Genomic DNA, 20,276 nt, shown 5'->3' with positions numbered 1-20,276 from the left:
GCCTCCCGCCCCCCGCCCGGGCGGGCCCCCCCCGGCCGCCCCCCACGTCGGGTGCTTGACTCCGGCAGCGCCCGGCTTATATAACCAAATGGTTACGCAACCAGGAGGTTATGAACGTGTCCGCGGACCTGCTCGACGCCACCTTCGCCGCGCTCGCCGACCCCACCCGGCGGGCCATCCTCGGCCGGCTGTCCGCCGGGGAGGCGACAGTCACCGAGCTGGCCGAACCGTTCGCGATGAGCCAGCCCGCCGTCTCCAAGCATCTCAAGGTGCTCGAACGCGCCGGCCTGGTCACCCGGGGCGGGGACGCCCAGCGGCGCCCCTGCCGGCTCGACGCCCGACCGCTGCGGGAGGCCGTCGCGTGGCTGGCGGACTACCGGGACTACTGGGCCGAGAGCTACGCGCGTCTCGACGAGGTGCTCGCCGAACTGACCGCCGGAGAACAGACGTGATCGGCCTGAACGTGACCCTGCACGGCGACCGGGAGATCCGGCTCAGCCGCGACTTCGCCGCCGGCCGCCACCTGGTGTTCGCCGCCTTCACCCGCCCCGAGCTGCTGATGCGCTGGTGGGGAGCGCAGGGCTGGCACCTGGTCGAGTGCGAGGTGGACCTTCGAGTGGGCGGGCGCTGGCGGTTCGTCTCCCGAGGACCGGAGGGCGACCTGATGGCGCAGGGTGGCACGTACCGGGAGATCGACCCGCCGGCGCGGCTGGTCTGCACCGAACTCTTCGACGACCAGTCCTATCCGGGCGAGACGCTGGTCCGTCACGACTTCACCGGCTCGGCGGACCGGACCACTGTCGTCACCCACCTGTGGTACGCCACCGCGCAGGGCCGCGACACCGTCCTGCGCCATCCGATGATCCGTGGCCTGACCGAGGCGTTCGACCGGCTCGCGGTAGTGCTGCACACCATTTCGACGACAGGAGCGACAACGTGAACTGGACGCTGGAAGTGGTGGTCGTGCCGGTCTCCGACGTGGACCGGGCCAAGGAGTTCTATGCCGAACGGCTCGGCTTCGCCGTCGACCACGACACCCACATCAGTGACGACGTACGGATCGTGCAGCTCACCCCGCCCGGGTCGGGCTGCTCGGTGGTGATCGGCCGGGGGGCGGTGCCGCAGATGCCGCCCGGCTCGCTCAAGGGGCTGCAACTCGTCGTGCCCGACCTGGAACGGGCCCACGCCGAGCTGGTCGGCCGGGGCGTCGAGGTGAGCGAGATCCAGGTGGTCGGCCACAACCCGCGCCCGGTGCCGCACCCACTGGACAACGTCGGCTTCGTCTTCTTTCGCGACCCCGACGGCAACGAGTGGGCAGTGCAGCAGATCTCCGCACGCGGCTGAGCGCTTCGAGCGCGCGGCCGAGCGCCGTCGAGCGCGCGGCCGAGCGCTGTTAAGAAGGGACCCTTCCTCTACCGGAGGCGTTAAGAAGGGGCCCTTCCTTACAACCGGCGCGGGCCGGTGTCCGGGCGGGCGGCCTCCGCGCCGGTGCGGACGGTGGCGTGCAGCACCGAGATCCCGTCCGGGCGGGCCAGCACCGGATTCAGCGTGAGCGAACGCACCCGCGGCTGCTCGTCGGCGAGCCGGCCCACCCGCACCAGCAGGTCGACGAGGGCCGCCCGGTCGACCGGCGCGGCACCGCGGTGCCCACGCAGCAGGGGCGCCGCCCGGGGCTCGTCGACCAGTTCGGCGGCGTCCCGGTTGGTAAGCGGCACCGCCCGCCAGGCCCGGTCACCGAGCAACTCGGTCGCCACCCCGCTCAACCCGAACCCCACCACCGGCCCGAACGCCGGATCCTCCACCAGCTCCACCACGCACGCCACGCCGGGCGCGACCATCGGCTGGATCAGCACCTCCGCGCCGAACCTCGCGGCCATCTCGACGTACGCGCGGCGCAACGCCACCGCGTCACCCAGGTCGAGGCGTACCGCGCCCAGGTCGAGGCGGTGCCGCAGCCCCGGCGCGGCGGCCTTGAGCGCCACCGGCCAGCCGAGCCGCTCCCCCGCCGCCAGCACCTCGGCGGCCGTGCGGGCGGGCACCGAGTCCACCACGTCGATTCCGTACGCGCGCAGCAGCGCGGCGGTCTCCGCCCCGTCGGGCCGCAGCGCGGCCTGCCCCGCCGCCCGGTCCACATCGGCCAGTTCCGGAAGCGTGCCGGGCGACCGGCGCAGCCAGTCCGCGTAACCGGCGACCCGGGACAGCGCCCGCACCGCCTCCTCCACGCTCGGATACGCAGGCACCCCGACCGGCACCTCGCCGGCCAGGAACGTCGCCACGACCGGCTTGCCGGTGGCCCGCGCGTCGGGCAGGGCCGCCGCGAAGTCCGCCACCGGGTCGGCGAGCTGGCCGGGCAGCGGCGGCGCGAACACCGCCACCACGGCGTCCACCCGCTCGTCGGCCACCGCGGCGGCCAGCGCGCCCGCGTACGCGGTGGCGCCGGCGCTGGGCCCCACGTCGTGCGGGTACCCGTCGGCCACCGCCAACCCCTGGCCGGCGCACGCGGTCGCGGCCAGCCCGGTCAACGCCGAGGAGTTGCCCACCACGGCGACCCGCCGCCCGGGCGGCAGCGGCTGGTGGGCCAGCAGCACGCCCACGTCGAGCAGTTCGGACACGGTGTCCACCCGGATCACCCCGGACTGGGCGAACAGCGCGCTGACCGCGGCGGCGTCGAGCGCCGGCGCCTCGCCCACGCCCCGCGGCCGGGCCAGCGACGCCAGCGCCACCACCGGCTTGCGGCGGCCGATGCGCCGGGCCAGCCGGGCGAACTTGCGCGGGTTGCCGAACGTCTCCAGGTAGAGCGTGATGACATCGGTGCCCGGGTCGTCCTGCCAGTACTGCAACAGGTCGTTGCCGGACACGTCGGCCCGGTTGCCGGCGGAGACGAAGCTGGACAGGCCGAGCCCGCGCCGGGACGCCTCGGCCAGCAGCGCCACCCCGAACGCGCCGGACTGGCTGAACACCCCGACCCGGCCCGGCGCGGGCAGCACCGGGGCGAGGGTGGCGTTGAGGCGTACCGCCGGGTCGGTGTTGGCGACGCCGAGGCAGTTCGGCCCGACCACCCGCATCCCGGCCAGGTGCGCGGCCCGGACCAGGGCGCGTTGCGCGGCCGCGCCGGCCGGGCCGGACTCGGCGAACCCGGCCGAGATCACCACCAGGCCGTGCGCGCCGGCCCGGGCCGCGTCCCGGACCACCTCGGTCACCGCGTCCGGCGGCACCGCCACCACGGCGAGGTCGATGTCCTGGCCGGCGTCGGCCGCCGACGGGTACGCGGGCAGCCCCGCCACGGTCGCCGCGCTCGGGTGCACCGGCACGACCGCGCCGGTGAACCCGCCGTCGCGCAGGTGCCCGAGCAGCGCCGCGCCGACGCCCTGGCCGGTGGTGCTGGCGCCGTAGACGGCGATGCCGCGCGGGGCGAGCAGCCGGGCGATCGACCGCGCCTCGGTGCGGTGCTCCCGGCCGCGCTGCACCGCGAGCGTCGCCTCGGTCGGCGCGATCGGGAAGCTCAGGTGCACCACGCCGTCGGCGTACTGCCGCTGCACCTGGTAGCCGAAGTCGGCGAAGACCCGCAGCATCGTCCCGTTGGCGGGGAGCACCTCCGCGACGAAGTGCACGATGCCGTGCCGGCCGGCCGCGTCGGCGAGGTGTTCCAGCAGCACCGATCCGATGCCGCGGCCCTGGTAGGCGTCCTCGACCACGAACGCCACCTCGGCCTCCGGCGAGGCCGGGCCGAGCCGCTCGTAGCGGCCCACGGCGACGATCCGCTCCCCGGCGAGCACCACGAACGCCTCCCGGTCGCGGTGGTCGACGTTGACGAAGCGCTTCAGGTCCCGTTCCGGGATGCGCGGGTACGGCGAGAAGTAGCGCAGGTAGCGGGTGCGTTCGGAGAAGCGGCCGTGCATGGCCACGATCTCGGCCGCGTCGTCCGGGCGGATCGCGCGAAGCTGGACGGTCGTGCCGTCGCTGAGCAGCACGTCCACCGGTTGTTCGACGGTGGTCACCGGTCGGTCCTCCCCCTGCCGCCGACTCAGTCGCGCGGGTCGTGCGGGTCGAGCCCGAGCAGCGGGAACACGGCCCTGCGGGTGGCCGCGACCGCCCGGTCCACCGCGTTCGGCTCGCCGCTGGGCTGCCACGGCTGGTATGCCGGGTCCACGCCGTCGGTCATCCGCAACGGCACCTCGTGCCCGGGGCGACGCCGCGCGGCAAGCGCCCGCCAACCCGGCGGGGTGAGCGTGGCCGGGTCGATCGGCGCGCCGGTGGCCGCCGCGAGCAGGTGCGTCCAGGCCCGGGGCACCACCTCGACGAGCGCGTACCCGCCCCCGCCGGTGGCGACCCAACGGCCCTCGCACAGCTCGTCGGCGAGCGCCCGCAACGTCAGGTAGGTGGCCCGCTGCCCGTCCACCGACAGGCGCAGGTCGGCCAGCGGGTCGACCCGGTGCCCGTCGGCCCCGCACTGGGTGACCAGCACCTGCGGCCGGTACGCGCGTAGCACCGACGGGACGACCGCGTGGAACGCCCGCTGCCAGCCGGCGTCACCGATGCCCGGCGGCAGGGGCACGTTGACGGCGGTGCCCTCCGCGCCCGGCCCGCCGGTCTCGTCCGGGAAGCCGGTGCCGGGGAACAGTGCGAGCGGTGTCTCGTGCACGCTGACGGTCAGCACCCGAGGGTCGCGGTAGAACACCTCCTGCACGCCGTCGCCGTGGTGCACGTCCACGTCCACGTACGCGATGCGCTCCGCGCCCAGGTCGAGCAGGCGGGCGATGGCCACCGCGGGGTCGTTGTAGACGCAGAAGCCGGCCGCCCGGGCGGGCATGGCGTGGTGCAGGCCACCGGCCACGTTCACCGCACGCCGGGCCTCCCCGCGCCACACCGCCTCGGCGGCGGCGACGGTGGCCCCGGCGACCAGTGCGCTCGCCTCGTGCATCCCCTCGAAGACCGGGTTGTCCGACGTGCCCAGGCCGAAGCCGGCGAAGAGCGGGTTGCGCGGCGCGGACCGGACCGCGTCCAGATAGGCCGGATCGTGCACCCGGGTGAGCAGGGCGTCGTCGGCCGCTTCGGGCTTGACCAGCCGGACCCCCGGCCGGTCGAGCACCCCCAGCTCGCGGGCGAGCGCCATGGTCAGCTCGACCCGGACCGGGTCGAGAGGATGGTCTCCCATGTCGTAGGCGAGGAGAGCCTCGTCCCACACCACCATCGTGTCGTCGCCCATGGGGCCATCGTCGCACGTCGGCCCGGGCGCGCCCACCGGTCGTGGGCTCACCGGCCGGACAGGTCGGCGACCGCCACCGGACGGCCCGGGTCGGCCACCCACTCGCTCCACGAACCGACGTACAGGGCGGCGTCCGGGCGCCCGGCCAGGTGCAAGGCCAGGACGGCCTGCGCGGCGGTCACCCCGGAGCCGCAGTACGCCCCGACCGGCGTGTCCGCGTCCACCCCGGCGGCGGCGAACCGTTCCCGCAGCACGTCGGCGTCGGGGAACCGCCCCTGCGTGACGTACTCCGGGGCGGGCAGGTTGACCGCGCCCGGCACGTGCCCGGCGACCGGGTCAACCGGCTCGTGCTCGCCCCGGAAGCGGGGCGCGGCCCGCACGTCCAGCAGCACGCCGCGGTCGGCGGCGGCCAGCCGGGCGGCGAGCGCGGCGTCGAGCACCGGCAGCGCACCGGGTACGACTGTCACGTCGCCGGGCGTCGGGGCGGGCACCCGGCTGTCGACCGGCAGGCCGGCCGCCGTCCAGGCCGGGTAGCCGCCGTGCAGCACCCGTACCGCCCGGTGACCGGCCCAGCGCAGCGTCCACCAGGCGCGCGCGGCGGCCATCCCGTCGCCGCCGTCGTACACCACCACGGGGTGACCGGCACGGACGCCGGCGGCCCGCAGCACGGTCTGCAAGGCCGCCGGGTCGGGCAGCGGGTGCCGGCCGGCGGCCCCGGGCGGCCCGCACAGCTCGGTGTCCAGGTCGACGAAGACGGCGCCGGGCAGGTGGCCGGCGGCGTGGTCGTCGCGGCCGGGCGGACCGGCGAGCCGCCAGCGGACGTCGAGCAGGGTGGGCGGGTCGGCGTGGTCGAGCTCGGCGGCGAGTCGGCCGGGTTCGATCAGCAGGTCTGCGGTGGCGGACATGCGGTCCAGTGAACACCACCCGGGCCGCCACCTCCGGCTTCGCCTGCGTCGATGACCGGCCGTTACGGGTAGCATCGGAGCCCGGGAGGCCGCTGACGTGAAGCATGACCTGGTCGACACGACCGAGATGTACCTGCGCACCATCCTCGAACTCGAGGAGGAGGGTGTGCCGCCGCTGCGCGCGCGCATCGCCGAGCGGCTCAAGCAGAGCGGGCCGACCGTGAGCCAGACGGTCGCCCGGATGGAGCGCGACGGCCTGCTCACGGTCGAGGGCGACAGGCACCTGACGCTCACCCCGGCGGGCCGCAACACCGCCGTGTCGGTGATGCGCAAGCACCGGCTGGCCGAACTGCTGCTGGTGAACGTGATCGGGATGCCCTACGAGGAGGCCCACGACGAGGCCTGCCGGTGGGAGCACGTGATGAGCGACGCGGTGGAGAAGCGGGTCTTCGACCTGCTCAACCGGCCGACCCGCTCGCCGTACGGCAACCCGATCCCCGGGCTTGAGGAGCTGGGGGACCCGGGCCAGCCGCTCGCCGAAGCCATCGAGGGCGAGCGGAACCTGGCCTTCCCCGGCCTGTCCGGTCCCGTGGTGGTGCGGCGCATCTGTGAGAGCGTGCAGACCGACGCGGAGGTGCTCCGGCAGTTGCACGCGGCGGGCGTCGACCCGGGCGCGACGGTGACGGTGGCGCAGGAGCGCGACGGCGTGTCCATCGACCGCTCCGGCGACCGGGTGCGGTTGCCGCGCGAGGTGGCGTCCCGGGTCTTCGTCGCGGCCCGCTGACCGCGACCCGACCCCGGTCACCGCTGACGGGTGTCGACCACCTTGGCCAGGGCGACCAGCTTTCCGCCCGTCTTCTCCACCTCCGCCGGGGCGGTGCCCCGGGGGCTGGTCCAGCGGAGGCTGACCAGTTGGTCCCCGGCGGCCAGCCAGCCCACCTCGGCGACCGGGCCGGTCCCCGCGGCCTTCGGCAGCGTCCGCCGGTAGGCGGTCTTGCCGAGCTTGGTGACCTTCGCCGCCCCACGCGGTCGGACGTCCGCGGCGAACGTCGTCGCGTCGATCGACGTGTCGGTCACGGCGAGCGTCAGCTCCGGCAGAGCCGCCCCCCGGGCGCGGACCACACAGGTGTGCGTGTCGCCCCGGTCGGTGGCGGCGGCAACGTCGAAAGCGCCCCCGGTGTGTTCGGCGATCACCGCGAAGTCGAGCAGCCGGCAGGCACCGCCGGAGGAGGCCGCGGCGGCTACGACCGCCGGTCGCGAGGCCGCCGGCACGGCCACCGGCGAGGCGTCGTCGGCGCAGCCGGCGGCGAGCAGGACGGCCGGGACGGCCAGCCAGGTACGGGCGCGCACGGGCAGACCTCCCCGATCGGCGGCGGGTCCGGCCCGCCGGAGTTCCGTCGGACACCGTACGGCCCGCCCGCCGGGGGCGGAAGACCTCGGGGTCCGGTTCGCCGGGCCGGACCCTCCGAGCCGGGGTGTCCTCCGGGACGCGCCGCGGTTGCCCGCCCGCTGGCAACGGGATCAGTTGCGGCGTTCCCGCTCGGCGGCGTGGGCGGCGTTCAGCCGCTCGAAGGGACCGGGACCGTGCCGGGGTTCCGGCGGCGCGTCGAGGTGGCGTACCCGCAGCTCGTCCATGAGTTCCTCAACGAGCGCCGGGCCGGCGTCGCGCATCACCCGCTGCCGAATCCGGAGTTCCTCGGTGCCAGGGCGTGACGATGCACCGCTACGCCGTCCGGGAGGCGGTCGCGCGCTGAGGCGGGCCCATGCTCAGGCGACCCGTCGGGCGCGGGCGCGCGCGAGACCGCCGAGCAGGCAGGCGACCGGGCCGAACGCCAGGGCCGCGTAGCCGCCGACGATGCCGTTGCCGGTTCCGGGCCCGCCGTCGGCGGTGGCGACGACAAGCCCGCCGGCGACCACGCCGATCACCCCCGCCGCGATGGCCACCACCGGTCGCCGGCCTGCGGCGCGGTCGCCGGCGCGGGTGGCCGGTCGGAGCAGGGCCAGCGCGCCGACGACCACGCCGCCGAGCGCGACCACCGCCGCCGCGGTGGCCACCGCACGATCCCAGGTGAAGGTGTACGCGTCGACGGTGGACGCGGTGAGCAGATCAGTGACGGCCATGTGGTTCTCCCTCGCTCGCCGGAGCCGGTCGTCCTGATCCTTTCCGTTGCCTCACCACATGTCGTCGTGCCGCCGTCGGCATTCGCGCTGCCACGTCGGCGGAAGCCGACTGCCGCGGATGCAGGGGGCGGGGCGGGACGCTACCGCCTCCGCGGTAGACGCCGCGCGGTGGAGCTACGCCCCGGTGGCGGCCATGCCCGGAACACGCACGGGAGAACGGGGACCTCCCGGAGGACGCGAACGCGCAGTCGCTGGCGATCTACTTCGTCGCCATCACCCCGGGGGAGGGTAGTTGCTCGGCCGTGCCGGCGTCGGCCGCGCCGTTCTCACCGCGGTCGCACTCGACGCGCCTCGCGTGCTCCACGGTCAGCGGATGGAAGCGACCGACGACCGGCCGCACGCACGTCGGGACGCGCCCTAGTCGGCCACGTACGGGCAGTGCCGGCATCCCCGCCCGCAGCACGTGCCGCGTCGGGCCAGGAAACCGGCGCTGAGCACGAACAGCCCGGTCTGCGGATCCGGGTAGCCCGCTTCCCCGGCAGCCAACGCGGCGGCGTGCGCGGCCAGGATCCGTTCCCGCCCGGGGTGATCCGGCGACAGCCGCGACGGGTGCGGCTCGGTCAACGGCCGGTCCGCCAGATCGTCACTCACCCACCGAGTCTAGGGAAGGCGCCTGCCCGGGCGCCGATCCGGTGCGGCCCGGTCCCGCCGTGCCGTCGGCGGGACCGGGCCGTCCGGTTCCGGTCAGGTGGCCCTGGCCACCTTCCGGCGCTCGACCGGGGTGATGGGCCTCAGCGTCGCGTCGCACTGCCGGCGAGGGCCGGGTAGTCGGTGTAGCCACGGTGGTCGCCGCCGTAGGCGGTGCTGTAGTCGGGGTCGTTGAACGGGCCACCGTCCCGCAGCCGGTCCGGCAGGTCCGGGTTGGCGAGGAAGAGCGCGCCGAAGGAGACCAGGTCGGCCGCGCCGGTCCGGACGAGGTCGAGGGCTTCGGGACCGGTGTACGCGCCGGGGGTGTACGGGTTGAGGATCACCGGGCCGCTCCAGCGTTCCCGCAGCCGGCCGGTGAAGTCCGGGTCCGGTCCCTCGGCGACGTGCAGGTAGGCCAGGCCGAGCGGCCTGAGCGCGTCCAGCAGCGCCAGGTACGTCTCCCGGTGTCCGTCCTCGACGATGTCGTTGTACGGGTTGGCGGGCGAGATCCGCAGCCCGACCCGGTCGGCCCCGATGGCGTCGACGACGGCCTCGGCGACCTCGACGGTGAACCGGATCCGCCCGGCGACGCTGCCGCCCCATTCGTCGACGCGTCGGTTGACGTTCGTGGAGAGGAACTGGTGCAGCAGGTAGCCGTTGGCGCCGTGCAGTTCCACCCCGTCGAAGCCGGCGGCGACGGCGTTGCGGGCCGCCGACGCGAAGTCCGCGACGGTCTGTGCGATGCCGGCGGCGTCCAGTGCGCGGGGCGTGACGAACTCCTTCGGCCCGTCGGGCGTGAACACCGTGCCGGCCGCCTTCACCGCCGAGGGGCCGACCGGTTCCAGCTTCTGCGGGTAGAGGCTCGGGTGGCCGATGCGGCCGGTGTGCATGAGCTGCGCGAAGATCAGGCCGCCGCGCTCGTGCACGGCGGTGGTCACCGACCGCCAGGCCGCGACCTGCTCGTCGCTGTGCAGGCCCGGGGTGTTCGGGTAGCCCTGCCCGACCACCGACGGCTGGATGCCCTCGGTGATGACCAGGCCGGCGCCGGCGCGCTGACCGTAGTAGGCGGCCATGAGGTCGGTGGGCGTGGCCCCCGGCCCGTACGCCCGGCTACGTGTCATGGGGGCCATCACCACCCGGTTGCGGGCGGTGTGGCGGCCGATGCTCATCGGTTCGAACGCGTCAGGCATCTCATTTCTCCGTTCGGCACTATTAGCTGTCCTGAACAGGTAAATGCCGCGGCGCCGCGTGGTATTTCCCGACACCGATGTGAGCGCCACCACACCGGCCCCGAACAGCTAACCTGAGCCGATGAGCGCCTGGGACGTGCCGATCGAGCGCCGCGGGCCCGGTGCCGCGGCGGGCGGGCCGATCAGCCACGCGATCTTCCGGCTGGCCCGCACGCACAAGATGCTCGTCGCCCAACTCCTGCGCGAGGTCGGCCTGCACCCCGGGCAGGAACTGCTGATGATGCGGCTGTGGGAATCCGGGCCGCAGCGCCAGGCCGACCTCGCCGACGAGTTCGGCACCGACTCGGCCAGCATGACCCGCACCGTGCAACGCCTGGAGCGGTCTGGTTACGTCCGCCGCGTACCGGACCCCGACGACCGCCGGGCCACGCGCGTCGAGCCCACCCCCGCCGGGCTCGCCCTCCGCCCGCGCATCGAACGGATCTGGGCGGAGTTCGAACGCCGCACCGTCGACGACATGACGCCGGACGAGCAACGCGCCGCGCTCGCGGTGCTGCACCGGCTGGAGGACAACCTGACGGCTGCGCCTTAGCCCGGCCCGCCGCCCCGCCGGCCGTCAGCCGAACCAGCTCGCCGCCTGCCCGTGCCCCCGGGTCCACGCGAGCGGACGGCCGTCCAGGGCGAGCACGTTGTGGAACCCGGCGGCCGGCTGCTCCGGCAACGCACCCTGCGGCAACACGGCCGGCTCCTCGTTGGCGATCCAGTACCCGGGCAGTGTGCGTACCAGCCCGGTGAAGGCCGCGCGGCGCTCCGGCGGCACCTGGTAGAGCACGGAACTGTGGAACACCACGAGCGTCGCGCCCGCCGGGGCCCGCGCCGCCAGCGTCGGCAGGTCGTCGACCAGATCACCCCGAACCAGCAGCGGCGGATCGGCCACCGCGACCGCCGCGGCGGCACGCAACCGCTCCCGGCGATGCCGGTGCTCCGGCCAGATCAACGCGTCCAACCAGGCCAGGTCGGCCGGCTCGGTGACGTCGAGCGGGTGCACGTCCAGCCCGGCCCGCCACACCACCTCCGGTCGCCGGTCCGGTGGGACCGTTCCGGTGAGGACGCAGTCCAGCACCGGTGCGCCCGTACCGACCCGGTGGTCGCCATAGCGGTAGGCGTACCGGTCCGGGTAGAGGCACAGGCCGGCGGACGCGCCCACCTCCAACAGCGCCAGCGGCTGCGGCAACGCGGCAAGCAACGGCAGCAGCACGGCACAGCGCCCGGCCTCGTTCGTCTGGGTCGCCCGCACCCGCATCTGCGCCGCGACGTCCGGCCAGTGCGCCAGCACGTACGCGCGGAACGCCGCCGGATCGTCCACCGGCCCGCCCGCCAGCCGCACCACCCCGAAGAGCAGGTTCGGCTGGCGCTTGGCCGGCGGCAGCGTGTCGAGAAGGGCGAGCAGCTCCGGGTCGCGCGCCACCGCCTGCGACAACCGCTCGTACGTCGGGGACACGCCGCGCGCCTCGCGCTCGGCGAACGCCAGATAACTGTCCGATGTGGTCATCCGCCGAGCATCCCAGCTCCGGCACGCCGTGGGCTGTGACCGTCGGCACCTCCCGCCGTCCGGTCGGCCGGTGCCGGTGCCGGTGCCGGTGCCGGTGCCGGCTGACGGCGCCTGAGTCGTTTCTGGCATCAGCTCGACAGGCGCGCGCAGGCGACTGCCCGCCTCCTGCCCCGGCCGGGCGCCAACGGCCTGCGGCCTGACGCGCAGCGACCGCCCTCACCCCTACAGGTGTGGGCGGTCGCTGTCACGGGCGAACTCGGCGTTGCGACAGAGGCAGCTCGGTTCGCTCTCAGCTGCAACCGCTGGTGGAGCCGCAGCCCTCGCACACGTAGCAGCTACCGGCCGGGCGCATCTTCGTGCCGCAGGTGAAGCAGAGCGGCGCGTCCGCGGCCTTGCCGATCACGGCCTCCAACAACTCGGTGCTGGAACCCACAGGCGGTGCCGGCTTGATCGCGGCGACGTCGGCCATCTCCTGCGCCGGCTGGGCGACCGGACCGGTCTTCGGCTCCGGCGCCTCGACCGGGGCGGAGGCGGCCATCGCGGTGAGGTCCGTGCCGTTGGCCTCCGCCTCCGCCTCCGCCATGAGCTGGGCGGCCCGCTCCTTGGCGGTGAAGATACCCAGCTCGGCGCGGCGGTCGTACGGCAGGAAGTCCAGCGCCAGGCGACGGAAGATGTAGTCCATCACCGACGCCGCCATCCGCACGTCCGGGTCGTCGGTCATGCCGGCCGGCTCGAAGCGCATGTTGGTGAACTTGCTGACGTACGTCTCCAGCGGGACGCCGTACTGCAGACCGATGGAGATGGCCACCGAGAAGGCGTCCATAACGCCGGCCAGGGTCGAACCCTGCTTCGACATCTTGAGGAAGACCTCGCCGAGGCCGTCATCCGGGTACGACGAGCCGGTGAGGTATCCCTCCGCGCCGCCGACCGAGAACGAGATGGTCTGCGACGGGCGCTTCTTCGGCAGCCGCTTGCGCACCGGGCGGTACTCGACGACCTTCTCCACGACCTTCTCGACCTCGCCGGTCGGGGTCTGGATCTGGGTGGTCTCGATGCTGGTCCTGCCCGACTTGGCGACCGACAGCGGCTGACCCACCTTGCAGTTGTCCCGGTAGATCGCCAGCGCCTTCAGGCCGAGCTTCCAGCCCTCGAAGTAGATCTTCTGGACATCCTCGACGGTGGCCTGCTCCGGCATGTTGACCGTCTTGGAGATGGCGCCGGAGATGAACGGCTGGACCGCCGCCATCATCCGCACGTGCCCCATCGGCGCGATCGAGCGCTCGCCCATCGCGCAGTCGAAGACCGGGTAGTGCTCCGGCTTCAGGCCCGGGGCGTCCACCACGTGGCCGTGGTCGGCGATGTGCTCGACGATCGCCTCGACCTGCTCCTCGGGGTAGCCGAGGCTCCGCAGGGCGCGCGGCACGGTCTGGTTGACGATCTGCATCGAGCCGCCGCCGACCAGCTTCTTGAACTTCACCAGCGCCAGGTCCGGCTCGACGCCCGTGGTGTCGCAGTCCATCATCAGGCCGATGGTGCCGGTCGGGGCGAGCACGCTGGCCTGCGAGTTACGCCAGCCGTACTTGTCACCGAGCTTGTTGCCCAGCGTCCACTGCTTGGTCGCCTCGCGCTGCACGGCGGTGCCCACGGTGCCGGTCGGCCTGATCGCGTCGTTGGCGGCGGCGTGCTTGCGCATGACCCGCTTGTGCGGCTCGGCGTTGCGGGCGTAGCCGTCGTACGCGCCGACGATGCCGGCCAGTTCGGCGGAACGGCGGTAGGCGGTGCCGGTCATCAGCGAGGTGATCGCGGCGGACACCTCCCGGCCCTGCTCCGAGTCGTACGGCAGGCCGGTCGCCATCAGCAGCGCGCCCAGGTTGGCGTACCCGATGCCGAGCTGCCGGTAGGCGCGGCTGGTCTCGCCGATCTTCTCGGTCGGGAAGTCGGCGAAGCAGATCGAGATGTCCATCGCGGTGATGACGAACTCGACCGACCTGACGAACTTCTCCACCTCGAAGCCACCGTCGGCGCGGAGGAACTTCATCAGGTTCAGCGAGGCCAGGTTGCACGAGGAGTTGTCCAGGTGCAGGTATTCCGAGCAGGGGTTCGACGCGGTGATCCGCCCGGTCTCCGGGCAGGTGTGCCAGTCGTTGATCGTGTCGTCGTACTGCAGGCCCGGGTCGGCGCACTCCCAGGCGGCCTGCGAGATGGTCCGGAACAGGTTCTTGGCGTCTACCGTCTCGATCACCTGGCCGTCGAGCCGGCCGCGCAGGTCGAAGCCGCCGCCGTTCTCCACCGCACTCATGAACTCGTCGGAGACGCGGACCGAGTTGTTGGCGTTCTGGTACTGCACGCTGACGATGTCGGAGCCGCCCAGGTCCATGTCGAAGCCGGCGTCCCGCAGCGCGCGGATCTTGTCCTCCTCGCGCGCCTTGGTGACCACGAACTCCTGGATGTCCGGGTGGTCCACGTCGAGGATGACCATCTTCGCCGCGCGGCGGGTGGCGCCGCCGGACTTGATGGTGCCGGCGGAGGCGTCGGCGCCGCGCATGAAGCTGACCGGGCCGGAGGCGTTGCCGCCGGAGGAGAGCAGTTCCCGGGAGGAGCGGATCCGGGAGAGGTTGACGCCGGAGCCGGAGCCGCCCTTGAAGATCAGCCCCTCCTCCTTGTACCAGTCGAGGATGGAGTCCATCGAGTCGTCGACGGCCAGGATGAAACAGGCGCTGACCTGCTGCGGTGACGCCGTGCCCACGTTGAACCAGACCGGCGAGTTGAAGCTGAACACCTGGTGCAGCAGCATCCAGGTCAGCTCGTGCCCGAACACCTCGGCGTCGGCCGGGCCGGCGAAGTAGCCGTACTCCTCACCGGCGGTGCGGTAGGTGTCCACCACCCGGTCGATCAACTGCTTGAGCGACCACTCCCGCTCCGGGGTCCCCACCGCTCCCCGGAAGTACTTCGTGGTCACGATGTTGGCCGCGTTCACCGACCAGGACTCGGGGAACTCCACCCCCCGCTGCTCGAAGTTGATCGAGCCGTCGCGCCAGTTCGTCATCACCACGTCCCGGCGCTCCCAGGCGACCTCGTCGTAGGGATGCACCCCCGCGGTCGTCCAGACGCGCTCCATCTTCAGACCCGCCCCAGCCTTGTTCCGTGACCTACTGGTCGTCACGCCCTCGCCCCCTCGTCGGGCACGGTCACCCACCGCGCCTCGTATACCTGTCAGAAACCGGAAAATGTCAGCTGATCGTGCCGGCGGCGTCCGCCGCCCGCGCACCGGCGCCCTCCCGGGCGCGTGCGGCGGCCCGCAACGTCTCGATCTCCTGCTCGAAGTCGGCGAGCGAGTCGAAGGACCGGTAGACGCTGGCGAACCGCAGGTAGGCCACCTCGTCCAGGTCACGCAACGGACCGAGGATGGCCAGACCCACGTCGTGGCTGGGGATCTCGGCGGCCCCCTTGGCGCGTACGGTCTCCTCGACCTTCTGCGCCAGCAGCGCGATCGAGTCGTCGTCGACCGGCCGACCCTGGCACGCCTTGCGAACCCCGCCGATGATCTTCGTGCGGCTGAACGGCTCGGTCACCCCGCTGCGCTTGACCACCGCGAGCACCGCCTCCTCGACGGTGGTGAACCGCTTGCCGCACTCCGGGCAGGACCGCCGCCGCCGGATGAGCTGACCGTCGTCGGCCTCCCGCGAGTCGACCACCCGGGAGTCGGCGTGCCGGCAGTACGGACACCGCATCTGGCCCGACCTCCTCGTCGATTCGGGGGCACAGCTACCGACTCCCGGGCACGCGACGCCACGGCGGGGCCGTGTGTCAGGACCGTCGCCGGATGTGCGGTGCGGGAGCGCGTTCGGTAGTGAAAACCCAACCTGTAGGCAACTTACGCCCATGTGACTACTACATCTAGGGGTCGACCGTATGCCGTCCCCCAAGCGAGGTCAAGTTGGCGGGGCGTTTCGGCGAGTCGCCAGGATCACCCCCGCAGCGACATCCCGTGGAACCCAACGGACGGGCGTCCGACCGGTCACGGCGCGTCAGGATGGAACATACGTTCGACGGCGGCGTAGGCTTCTATCAGAACACCAGTTCGGAAATCCAGGATTTCGGTGCGACACGCCGACACGACGTCGTACAGATGTTTGAAAATGACCGATCTCACCTATACGGTCAGACCACACGCACCACGAGCCGACATCACACGCACCACGAGCCGACGAGGCACCCAGCGCCGACCAGGGAGGGACGGACGTGACCGAGGACCGGGCCAGCCGGCAGAAGAACCCGCAGCCGAACGACGGGGCGGGGCCGCCGGCGACCCGTCGCCCCCGCACCGCCCGCAGCCGCACCGCCCCCAGCGCGGTACGCCCGGTGACCCCGGTGGTGAGCAGCTTCCCCGACCCGGCGACGGTCGACCTGACCGCCCGGCAACGGCGGATCCTGGAGTTCATCCGCACCTGGGTCGACCGCCACGGCTACCCGCCGAGCGTGCGCGAGATCGGCGAGGCTGTCGGTCTGGTCTCCCCGTCCAGCGTCGCCTACCAGCTCAAGGAGCTGGAGAAGAAGGGCTTCCTGCGACGCGACCCCAACCGTCCGCGCGCGGTCGACGTCCGCGCCCCCAGCGAGGTCGACGACGAGGCCGCTCGCGCCCAGCGGCCCACCCCGGCGTATGTGCCGATGCTGGGTCGCATCGCCGCCGGTGGGCCGATCCTCGCCGAGCAGGCGGTGGAGGACATCTTCCCCCTCCCCCGCGAGCTGGTCGGCGAGGGCGAGGTATTCATGCTCCAGGTCAAGGGCGACTCGATGCTCGACGCGGCGATCTGCGACGGCGACTGGGTGGTGGTCCGGCAGCAGCCCAACGCCGAGGTCGGTGACATCGTGGCCGCCATGCTCGACGGCGAGGCGACGGTGAAGACCTACCGTCGTCGCGACGGGCACGTCTGGCTGATGCCGCAGAACCCGGCGTTCGACCCGATCCCCGGCGACGACGCCACCATCATGGGCCGCGTGGTCGCGGTGTTGCGGCGCATCTGACCGACGCGAAAAGGAGGGCGCCCCCCGCGGGGTCGCCCTCCTTTTTCGTCCGTCTCTTTCGGCCGGCTCGGCAGCGGTCGCCCGGCTCAGTAGCGGTCGCCCCGGTACTCCCGGCCGCCGGAGACCGGTCCGTACCGGCCCTGCTCGTCGTAACCGTCGTCGCGCCGCGCGCCGCGCGGGTCCGGCCCACGACGCGGCGGTTCGGCCCGGCGGCCTTCCCCCCGGCCGCCGCCCGGCTGCCCGCGATGCCCGGCACCGCCGGGCCCGCCACCGTGGCCGCCGCCCCGGGGCGCGCCACCGCCCGCGCCCCGCTGACCGCCCTGGCCGCCGGCACCCCTCGGGCCACCCGGGCCGGCGCCTGCGGGTGCACCCCCGCCATAGACGCCGCCGCCCTCGGGCCGGCCACCGCCGCGCGGGGGACGTCCACCGTCGCCCTGCGGACGGGCGTCGCCCTGCGGACGGGCACCGCCCGCCGGCCCGCCGGCCTGCTGCCGGGCGGCGCCGCTCGGACCGCCACCCTGCCGACCGGTGCCGTTCGGGCCGCCAGCCTGCCGTCCACCGCGGTACTGGCCGCCGTCCTGCCGGCCGCCACCGCGCGGGGCAGCGCCGTGCGGGCTGCCACCCTTCGGGCCACCACCACCCTGCGGGGCAGCATCCGGCCGGACACCGGCCGGCGCGGGACCGCCCTGCGGGGAGCCGCCGTACACCGCGCCGCCCGCGGGCCGGCCGCCGCCGTAGACCCCGCCGGCCGGCGGCCGGTCACCGTTCGGTGCGCCGCCGTAGACGCCGCCCTGGTTGGCGCCGTAGACCGCGCCGCGGGGCACGCTGTCAGGTCGGTCGCCCGACGGGAAACCGTTGCTCGCCGGGAAATCGCCGCTGTGCTCCGACTCCTCGGCCGACGCCCGGGGGGCCGGCTTGCGGCGGGCCCGCAGGATGCCGACGACGCCCGCGCCGACCAGGAGCGCGCCGAGCACCCCGACCGCCGCGATCAGGTACGTGATCTCGTCGAGGCTGAGCCCGTCGAGCCACGAGTTCTCCGCCGCCTTGGTCTCCGTCTTGCCGCCGCCGGGCAGCGCCTCGACACCGCTGGCCGACGGTGTGTAGGCGAGGATCTCGATCGGATCCGCCGGGTCGAGCGTTCCCCCGTCGGAGACGGTGACGAAGGACTTCCCGTCGGAGGTGTAGGAGATGGCCTCACCGAACGGGTCGGCAAGCGGAGTCACCCGCGGTTTCCCGGTGGTGAGCGCCTTGACGACGTCGCCGCCGGCCACGTCGAACTCGAACGCGTCCGCGTACGTCCGCAGGACCACCCGGGCACCGTCCGGCGAGCGGGCCGCGCCGGTGACAAGCGCCCGCCCCGGCGCACCGAGCTTGTTCTCGGTGGTGGTCTCCGGCAGCGTGACATCGCCGACCTTCTTCATCGGGATCGGCTCGGTGTCACCGCCGGCCCTCAACCTCACCGTCGGCGTGAAGATCTCCGACTTGCCGGAGAGGTCCTTCGTGATCACCAGCGGCAGGTTGTCGTCCCCGACGAGCAGCGCCTCGGCGTCGCGCGGCTCCTTGCCCGGATAGCTGAGCCGGTGCAGCACCGGCTGCTTCGACCCGCTCAGCGGCATCGTCCAGACGGCGACGCGTTCCCGGCGGGTCCTCTTCTCGACGTTGTCGCCGGTGTCGGCGATCCAGAGCGTCTTACGGTCCGGCCCGAGGGCCAGGTCCTCGGTGTCGAACGGGCCGTCACCGGAGTAGCGGACCTCCTTGGCGACCCTGCACTTCCCGTTCAGGTAGAAGACCCGCTTGCGGCTGGGGTCGTCGGAGCCGTCGTTCACGACGACGTAGCCGTCGCCGGTGGCGACCAGGCCGGACAGCTCGCGGAGGCGGTCGTCCTCGACGGTGCACTTCTTCTTGGGGGCCGCTGCCAGCACGGGGACCGCGGCGGGTGCCGCCGGGGCCGGCCCGGCCGGCGCCACGAGCGCGCCGACCAGGCCGAGCGCGAGCGTGACCGAAGAGACTACGTGCCGCATGGGGCTCAGTGTCGCACGGCCGGCGTTTCCGGCGGGTGACGCCGGACGGCTCACCGCCCGGCGCCCACCCGCTCCTCGCTGGTCGCCGGATCCCCGCTGGTCAGCCGGTCGCCGGCCCGGTACGGCGCCAGCTCGGCGGCGAGCGCCTGCCCCACCCGTACGTGCAGCAGGGTGCCCTCGGGCAGGTGCGCGGTGCTGAGCACCTCACCCTGCCGGTGCACCCGGGCCACCAGGTCACCCCGGTCGTACGGGAGCACCGCGCGCACCTCGACGGCCGGTCGGGGCAGTCGCCGCTCGACCGCCTCGCGCAGCTCGTCCATGCCCCGGCCGCTGTGCGCGGACACGAACACCGAGTCCGGCCAGAGCCGCTTGAGCCGCAGCATCGTCTCCTCGTCGGTGGCGTCGGTCTTGTTCACCACGAGCAGCTCGGGCAGCCGGTCGGCGCCCACCTCGGCGAGCACCTCGCGTACCGCCCGGACCTGCTCCTCCGGGTCGGGGTGGGCGCCGTCGACCACGTGCACCACCAGGTCGGCGTCGGCGACCTCCTCCAGTGTGGAGCGGAACGCCTCGACGATCTGGTGCGGCAGGTGCCGGACGAAGCCGACCGTGTCCGACAGCGTGTAGAGCCGCCCGTCGGAGGTGGTCGCCCGGCGGGTGGTCGGGTCCAGCGTGGCGAACAGCGCGTTCTCCACCAGCACACCCGCCCCGGTGAGGCGGTTGAGCAGGCTGGACTTGCCGGCGTTGGTGTAGCCGGCGATGGCCACCGCGGGCACCGCGTTGCGGGACCGGCGGGCACGCTTGGTCTGGCGTACCGTCGTCATGCCCTTGATCTCGCGGCGCAGCCGCGCGATGCGGTGGCGGATGCGCCGCCGGTCGGTCTCCAGCTTGGTCTCACCGGGGCCACGCAGGCCCACGCCGCCGCCGGCGCCGCCGCCGCGACCGCTACCACCGCTCTGCCGGGACAGCGTCTCGCCCCAACCGCGCAGGCGCGGCAGCAGGTATTCGAGCTGGGCCAGCTCGACCTGCGCCTTACCCTCCTTGCTCTTGGCGTGCTGGGCGAAGATGTCGAGGATCAGGGCGGTGCGGTCGACCACCTTGACCTTGGTGCGCTGTTCGAGGTTGCGCAGCTGCGACGGCGACAGCTCACCGTCGCAGATGACCGTGTCGGCACCTGTGGCGAGCACCACCGCGCCCAGGTCGTCGACCTTGCCCCGCCCGATGTAGGTGGCCGGGTCCGGCCGGTTCCGGCGCTGGATCAGCCCTTCGAGCACCTGCGAGCCGGCCGTCTCGGCCAGCGCCGCCAACTCGGTGAGGCTGTTGTCCGCGTCGGACTGGGTGCCCTCGGTCCAGACCCCCACCAGGACGACCCGCTCCAGCCGCAGCTGGCGGTATTCGACCTCGGTGATGTCGGTCAGTTCGGTGGAGAGGCCGGGGACCCGCCGCAGCGCCTGCCGCTCCGACAACTCGTACCCACCTGTGGTGGTGTCGAGCTCGTCGTCCTCGTAGGGATGGAAGGTCTCCTGCTCGCGCAAGCCGCGTCTCCTGTCCGTTATGTGCGACGCCGAGAAT

19 protein-coding genes are annotated in these 20,276 nt (G+C 73.5%); 6 read left to right on the top strand and 13 right to left on the bottom strand.

Annotated elements, in window-relative coordinates:
• Positions 1–116 precede the first annotated feature (116 nt).
• Genes ACLQ2X_RS18945 through ACLQ2X_RS18935 form a run of 3 tightly spaced genes read left to right on the top strand, consistent with a single transcriptional unit; the run spans position 117 to position 1,344 of the window.
• Positions 117–452 carry an ArsR/SmtB family transcription factor gene (locus tag ACLQ2X_RS18945; protein ID WP_425682368.1) on the top strand — a complete coding sequence of 112 codons (336 nt, stop codon included), beginning with the start codon at positions 117–119 and terminating at the stop codon, positions 450–452.
• Positions 449–940, top strand: coding sequence for an SRPBCC domain-containing protein (locus tag ACLQ2X_RS18940; RefSeq protein ID WP_425682367.1), 492 nt, complete (start codon positions 449–451; stop codon positions 938–940). The genes ACLQ2X_RS18945 and ACLQ2X_RS18940 overlap by 4 nt, the downstream gene beginning before the upstream one ends.
• The gene (locus tag ACLQ2X_RS18935) at positions 937–1,344 is read left to right on the top strand and encodes a VOC family protein (protein WP_425682366.1); all 408 of its coding nucleotides are present in this window, start codon (positions 937–939) and stop codon (positions 1,342–1,344) included. Before ACLQ2X_RS18940 ends, ACLQ2X_RS18935 begins: the two co-directional genes overlap by 4 nt.
• 98 nt (positions 1,345–1,442) lie before the next feature.
• Here the strand turns inward: ACLQ2X_RS18935 and ACLQ2X_RS18930 are convergent, their stop codons facing one another.
• The 3 genes from ACLQ2X_RS18930 to ACLQ2X_RS18920 are packed head-to-tail and all read right to left on the bottom strand — an operon-like array spanning position 1,443 to position 6,111.
• On the bottom strand, positions 1,443–3,998 hold the full coding sequence (locus ACLQ2X_RS18930; RefSeq protein WP_425682365.1) for a GNAT family N-acetyltransferase: 2,556 nt from the start codon (positions 3,996–3,998) through the stop codon (positions 1,443–1,445).
• A 26-nt stretch (positions 3,999–4,024) separates the two neighbouring features.
• Positions 4,025–5,206 carry an acetoin utilization protein AcuC gene (locus ACLQ2X_RS18925; RefSeq protein WP_425682364.1) on the bottom strand — a complete coding sequence of 394 codons (1,182 nt, stop codon included), beginning with the start codon at positions 5,204–5,206 and terminating at the stop codon, positions 4,025–4,027.
• Positions 5,207–5,253: 47 nt separating this feature from the next.
• Positions 5,254–6,111: a sulfurtransferase gene (locus tag ACLQ2X_RS18920; protein ID WP_425682363.1), complete on the bottom strand. Its 858-nt coding sequence runs from the start codon at positions 6,109–6,111 to the stop codon at positions 5,254–5,256.
• Between the two features lie 97 nt (positions 6,112–6,208).
• Here ACLQ2X_RS18920 and ACLQ2X_RS18915 point away from each other — a divergent pair, with 97 nt between their 5' ends.
• Complete coding sequence (locus ACLQ2X_RS18915; protein ID WP_425682362.1) at positions 6,209–6,895, top strand: metal-dependent transcriptional regulator; 687 nt, start codon at positions 6,209–6,211, stop codon at positions 6,893–6,895.
• 17 nt (positions 6,896–6,912) lie between these two features.
• On the opposite strand, the gene ACLQ2X_RS18910 is transcribed toward ACLQ2X_RS18915, so the two are convergent.
• The 5 genes from ACLQ2X_RS18910 to ACLQ2X_RS18890 all read right to left on the bottom strand — a co-directional run bounded on the left by ACLQ2X_RS18910 (position 6,913) and on the right by ACLQ2X_RS18890 (position 10,109).
• On the bottom strand, positions 6,913–7,461 hold the full coding sequence (locus ACLQ2X_RS18910) for a hypothetical protein (RefSeq protein ID WP_425682361.1): 549 nt from the start codon (positions 7,459–7,461) through the stop codon (positions 6,913–6,915).
• Positions 7,462–7,632: 171 nt separating this feature from the next.
• Complete coding sequence (locus ACLQ2X_RS18905) at positions 7,633–7,782, bottom strand: hypothetical protein (RefSeq protein ID WP_425682360.1); 150 nt, start codon at positions 7,780–7,782, stop codon at positions 7,633–7,635.
• A 96-nt stretch (positions 7,783–7,878) separates the two neighbouring features.
• On the bottom strand, positions 7,879–8,232 hold the full coding sequence (locus ACLQ2X_RS18900; RefSeq protein ID WP_425682359.1) for a DUF6223 family protein: 354 nt from the start codon (positions 8,230–8,232) through the stop codon (positions 7,879–7,881).
• Between the two features lie 417 nt (positions 8,233–8,649).
• Positions 8,650–8,883: a DUF5522 domain-containing protein gene (locus tag ACLQ2X_RS18895; RefSeq protein WP_425682358.1), complete on the bottom strand. Its 234-nt coding sequence runs from the start codon at positions 8,881–8,883 to the stop codon at positions 8,650–8,652.
• A 140-nt stretch (positions 8,884–9,023) separates the two neighbouring features.
• Positions 9,024–10,109 carry an alkene reductase gene (locus ACLQ2X_RS18890; protein ID WP_425682357.1) on the bottom strand — a complete coding sequence of 362 codons (1,086 nt, stop codon included), beginning with the start codon at positions 10,107–10,109 and terminating at the stop codon, positions 9,024–9,026.
• Positions 10,110–10,230: 121 nt separating this feature from the next.
• On the opposite strand from ACLQ2X_RS18890, the gene ACLQ2X_RS18885 reads away from it, so the two are divergent.
• Entirely contained in the window at positions 10,231–10,701 is a 471-nt protein-coding gene (locus ACLQ2X_RS18885; protein WP_425682356.1) for a MarR family winged helix-turn-helix transcriptional regulator, read from the top strand.
• A 24-nt stretch (positions 10,702–10,725) separates the two neighbouring features.
• Here the strand turns inward: ACLQ2X_RS18885 and ACLQ2X_RS18880 are convergent, their stop codons facing one another.
• The 3 genes from ACLQ2X_RS18880 to nrdR all read right to left on the bottom strand — a co-directional run bounded on the left by ACLQ2X_RS18880 (position 10,726) and on the right by nrdR (position 15,392).
• On the bottom strand, positions 10,726–11,661 hold the full coding sequence (locus ACLQ2X_RS18880; RefSeq protein ID WP_425682355.1) for a DUF2332 domain-containing protein: 936 nt from the start codon (positions 11,659–11,661) through the stop codon (positions 10,726–10,728).
• Between the two features lie 289 nt (positions 11,662–11,950).
• Positions 11,951–14,857: a vitamin B12-dependent ribonucleotide reductase gene (locus ACLQ2X_RS18875; RefSeq protein ID WP_425682354.1), complete on the bottom strand. Its 2,907-nt coding sequence runs from the start codon at positions 14,855–14,857 to the stop codon at positions 11,951–11,953.
• A gap of 34 nt (positions 14,858–14,891) precedes the next feature.
• Positions 14,892–15,392, bottom strand: coding sequence for a transcriptional regulator NrdR (gene nrdR / locus ACLQ2X_RS18870; protein WP_425682353.1), 501 nt, complete (start codon positions 15,390–15,392; stop codon positions 14,892–14,894).
• Between the two features lie 511 nt (positions 15,393–15,903).
• On the opposite strand from nrdR, the gene lexA reads away from it, so the two are divergent.
• The gene (lexA, locus tag ACLQ2X_RS18865) at positions 15,904–16,686 is read left to right on the top strand and encodes a transcriptional repressor LexA (protein ID WP_425682352.1); all 783 of its coding nucleotides are present in this window, start codon (positions 15,904–15,906) and stop codon (positions 16,684–16,686) included.
• A gap of 86 nt (positions 16,687–16,772) precedes the next feature.
• On the opposite strand, the gene ACLQ2X_RS18860 is transcribed toward lexA, so the two are convergent.
• Positions 16,773–18,707 (bottom strand): hypothetical protein, encoded by a 1,935-nt coding sequence (locus ACLQ2X_RS18860; RefSeq protein ID WP_425682351.1) that lies wholly within the window; start codon positions 18,705–18,707, stop codon positions 16,773–16,775.
• Positions 18,708–18,757: 50 nt separating this feature from the next.
• Positions 18,758–20,239, bottom strand: coding sequence for a GTPase HflX (gene hflX, locus ACLQ2X_RS18855; RefSeq protein WP_425682350.1), 1,482 nt, complete (start codon positions 20,237–20,239; stop codon positions 18,758–18,760).
• Positions 20,240–20,276: the final 37 nt, after the last annotated feature.

The sequence above is a fragment of the Micromonospora sp. DT31 genome (assembly GCF_049841795.1).
GTDB lineage: Bacteria > Actinomycetota > Actinomycetes > Mycobacteriales > Micromonosporaceae > Micromonospora.
Note: the sequence above shows the minus strand (reverse complement) of the source record. Positions and strands in the feature narration are given on the sequence as shown.

Bases quoted from the DNA above. Each gene is read 5' to 3' on its own strand.
- ACLQ2X_RS18925 (WP_425682364.1), bottom strand. From the start codon at position 5,206: ATGGGCGACGACACGATGGTGGTGTGGGACGAGGCTCTCCTCGCCTAC.
- ACLQ2X_RS18920 (WP_425682363.1), bottom strand. From the start codon at position 6,111: ATGTCCGCCACCGCAGACCTGCTGATCGAACCCGGCCGACTCGCCGCC.
- ACLQ2X_RS18905 (WP_425682360.1), bottom strand. From the start codon at position 7,782: ATGCGCGACGCCGGCCCGGCGCTCGTTGAGGAACTCATGGACGAGCTG.
- ACLQ2X_RS18900 (WP_425682359.1), bottom strand. From the start codon at position 8,232: ATGGCCGTCACTGATCTGCTCACCGCGTCCACCGTCGACGCGTACACC.
- ACLQ2X_RS18890 (WP_425682357.1), bottom strand. From the start codon at position 10,109: ATGCCTGACGCGTTCGAACCGATGAGCATCGGCCGCCACACCGCCCGC.
- ACLQ2X_RS18885 (WP_425682356.1), top strand. From the start codon at position 10,231: ATGAGCGCCTGGGACGTGCCGATCGAGCGCCGCGGGCCCGGTGCCGCG.
- ACLQ2X_RS18880 (WP_425682355.1), bottom strand. From the start codon at position 11,661: ATGACCACATCGGACAGTTATCTGGCGTTCGCCGAGCGCGAGGCGCGC.
- nrdR (WP_425682353.1), bottom strand. From the start codon at position 15,392: ATGCGGTGTCCGTACTGCCGGCACGCCGACTCCCGGGTGGTCGACTCG.
- ACLQ2X_RS18860 (WP_425682351.1), bottom strand. From the start codon at position 18,707: ATGCGGCACGTAGTCTCTTCGGTCACGCTCGCGCTCGGCCTGGTCGGC.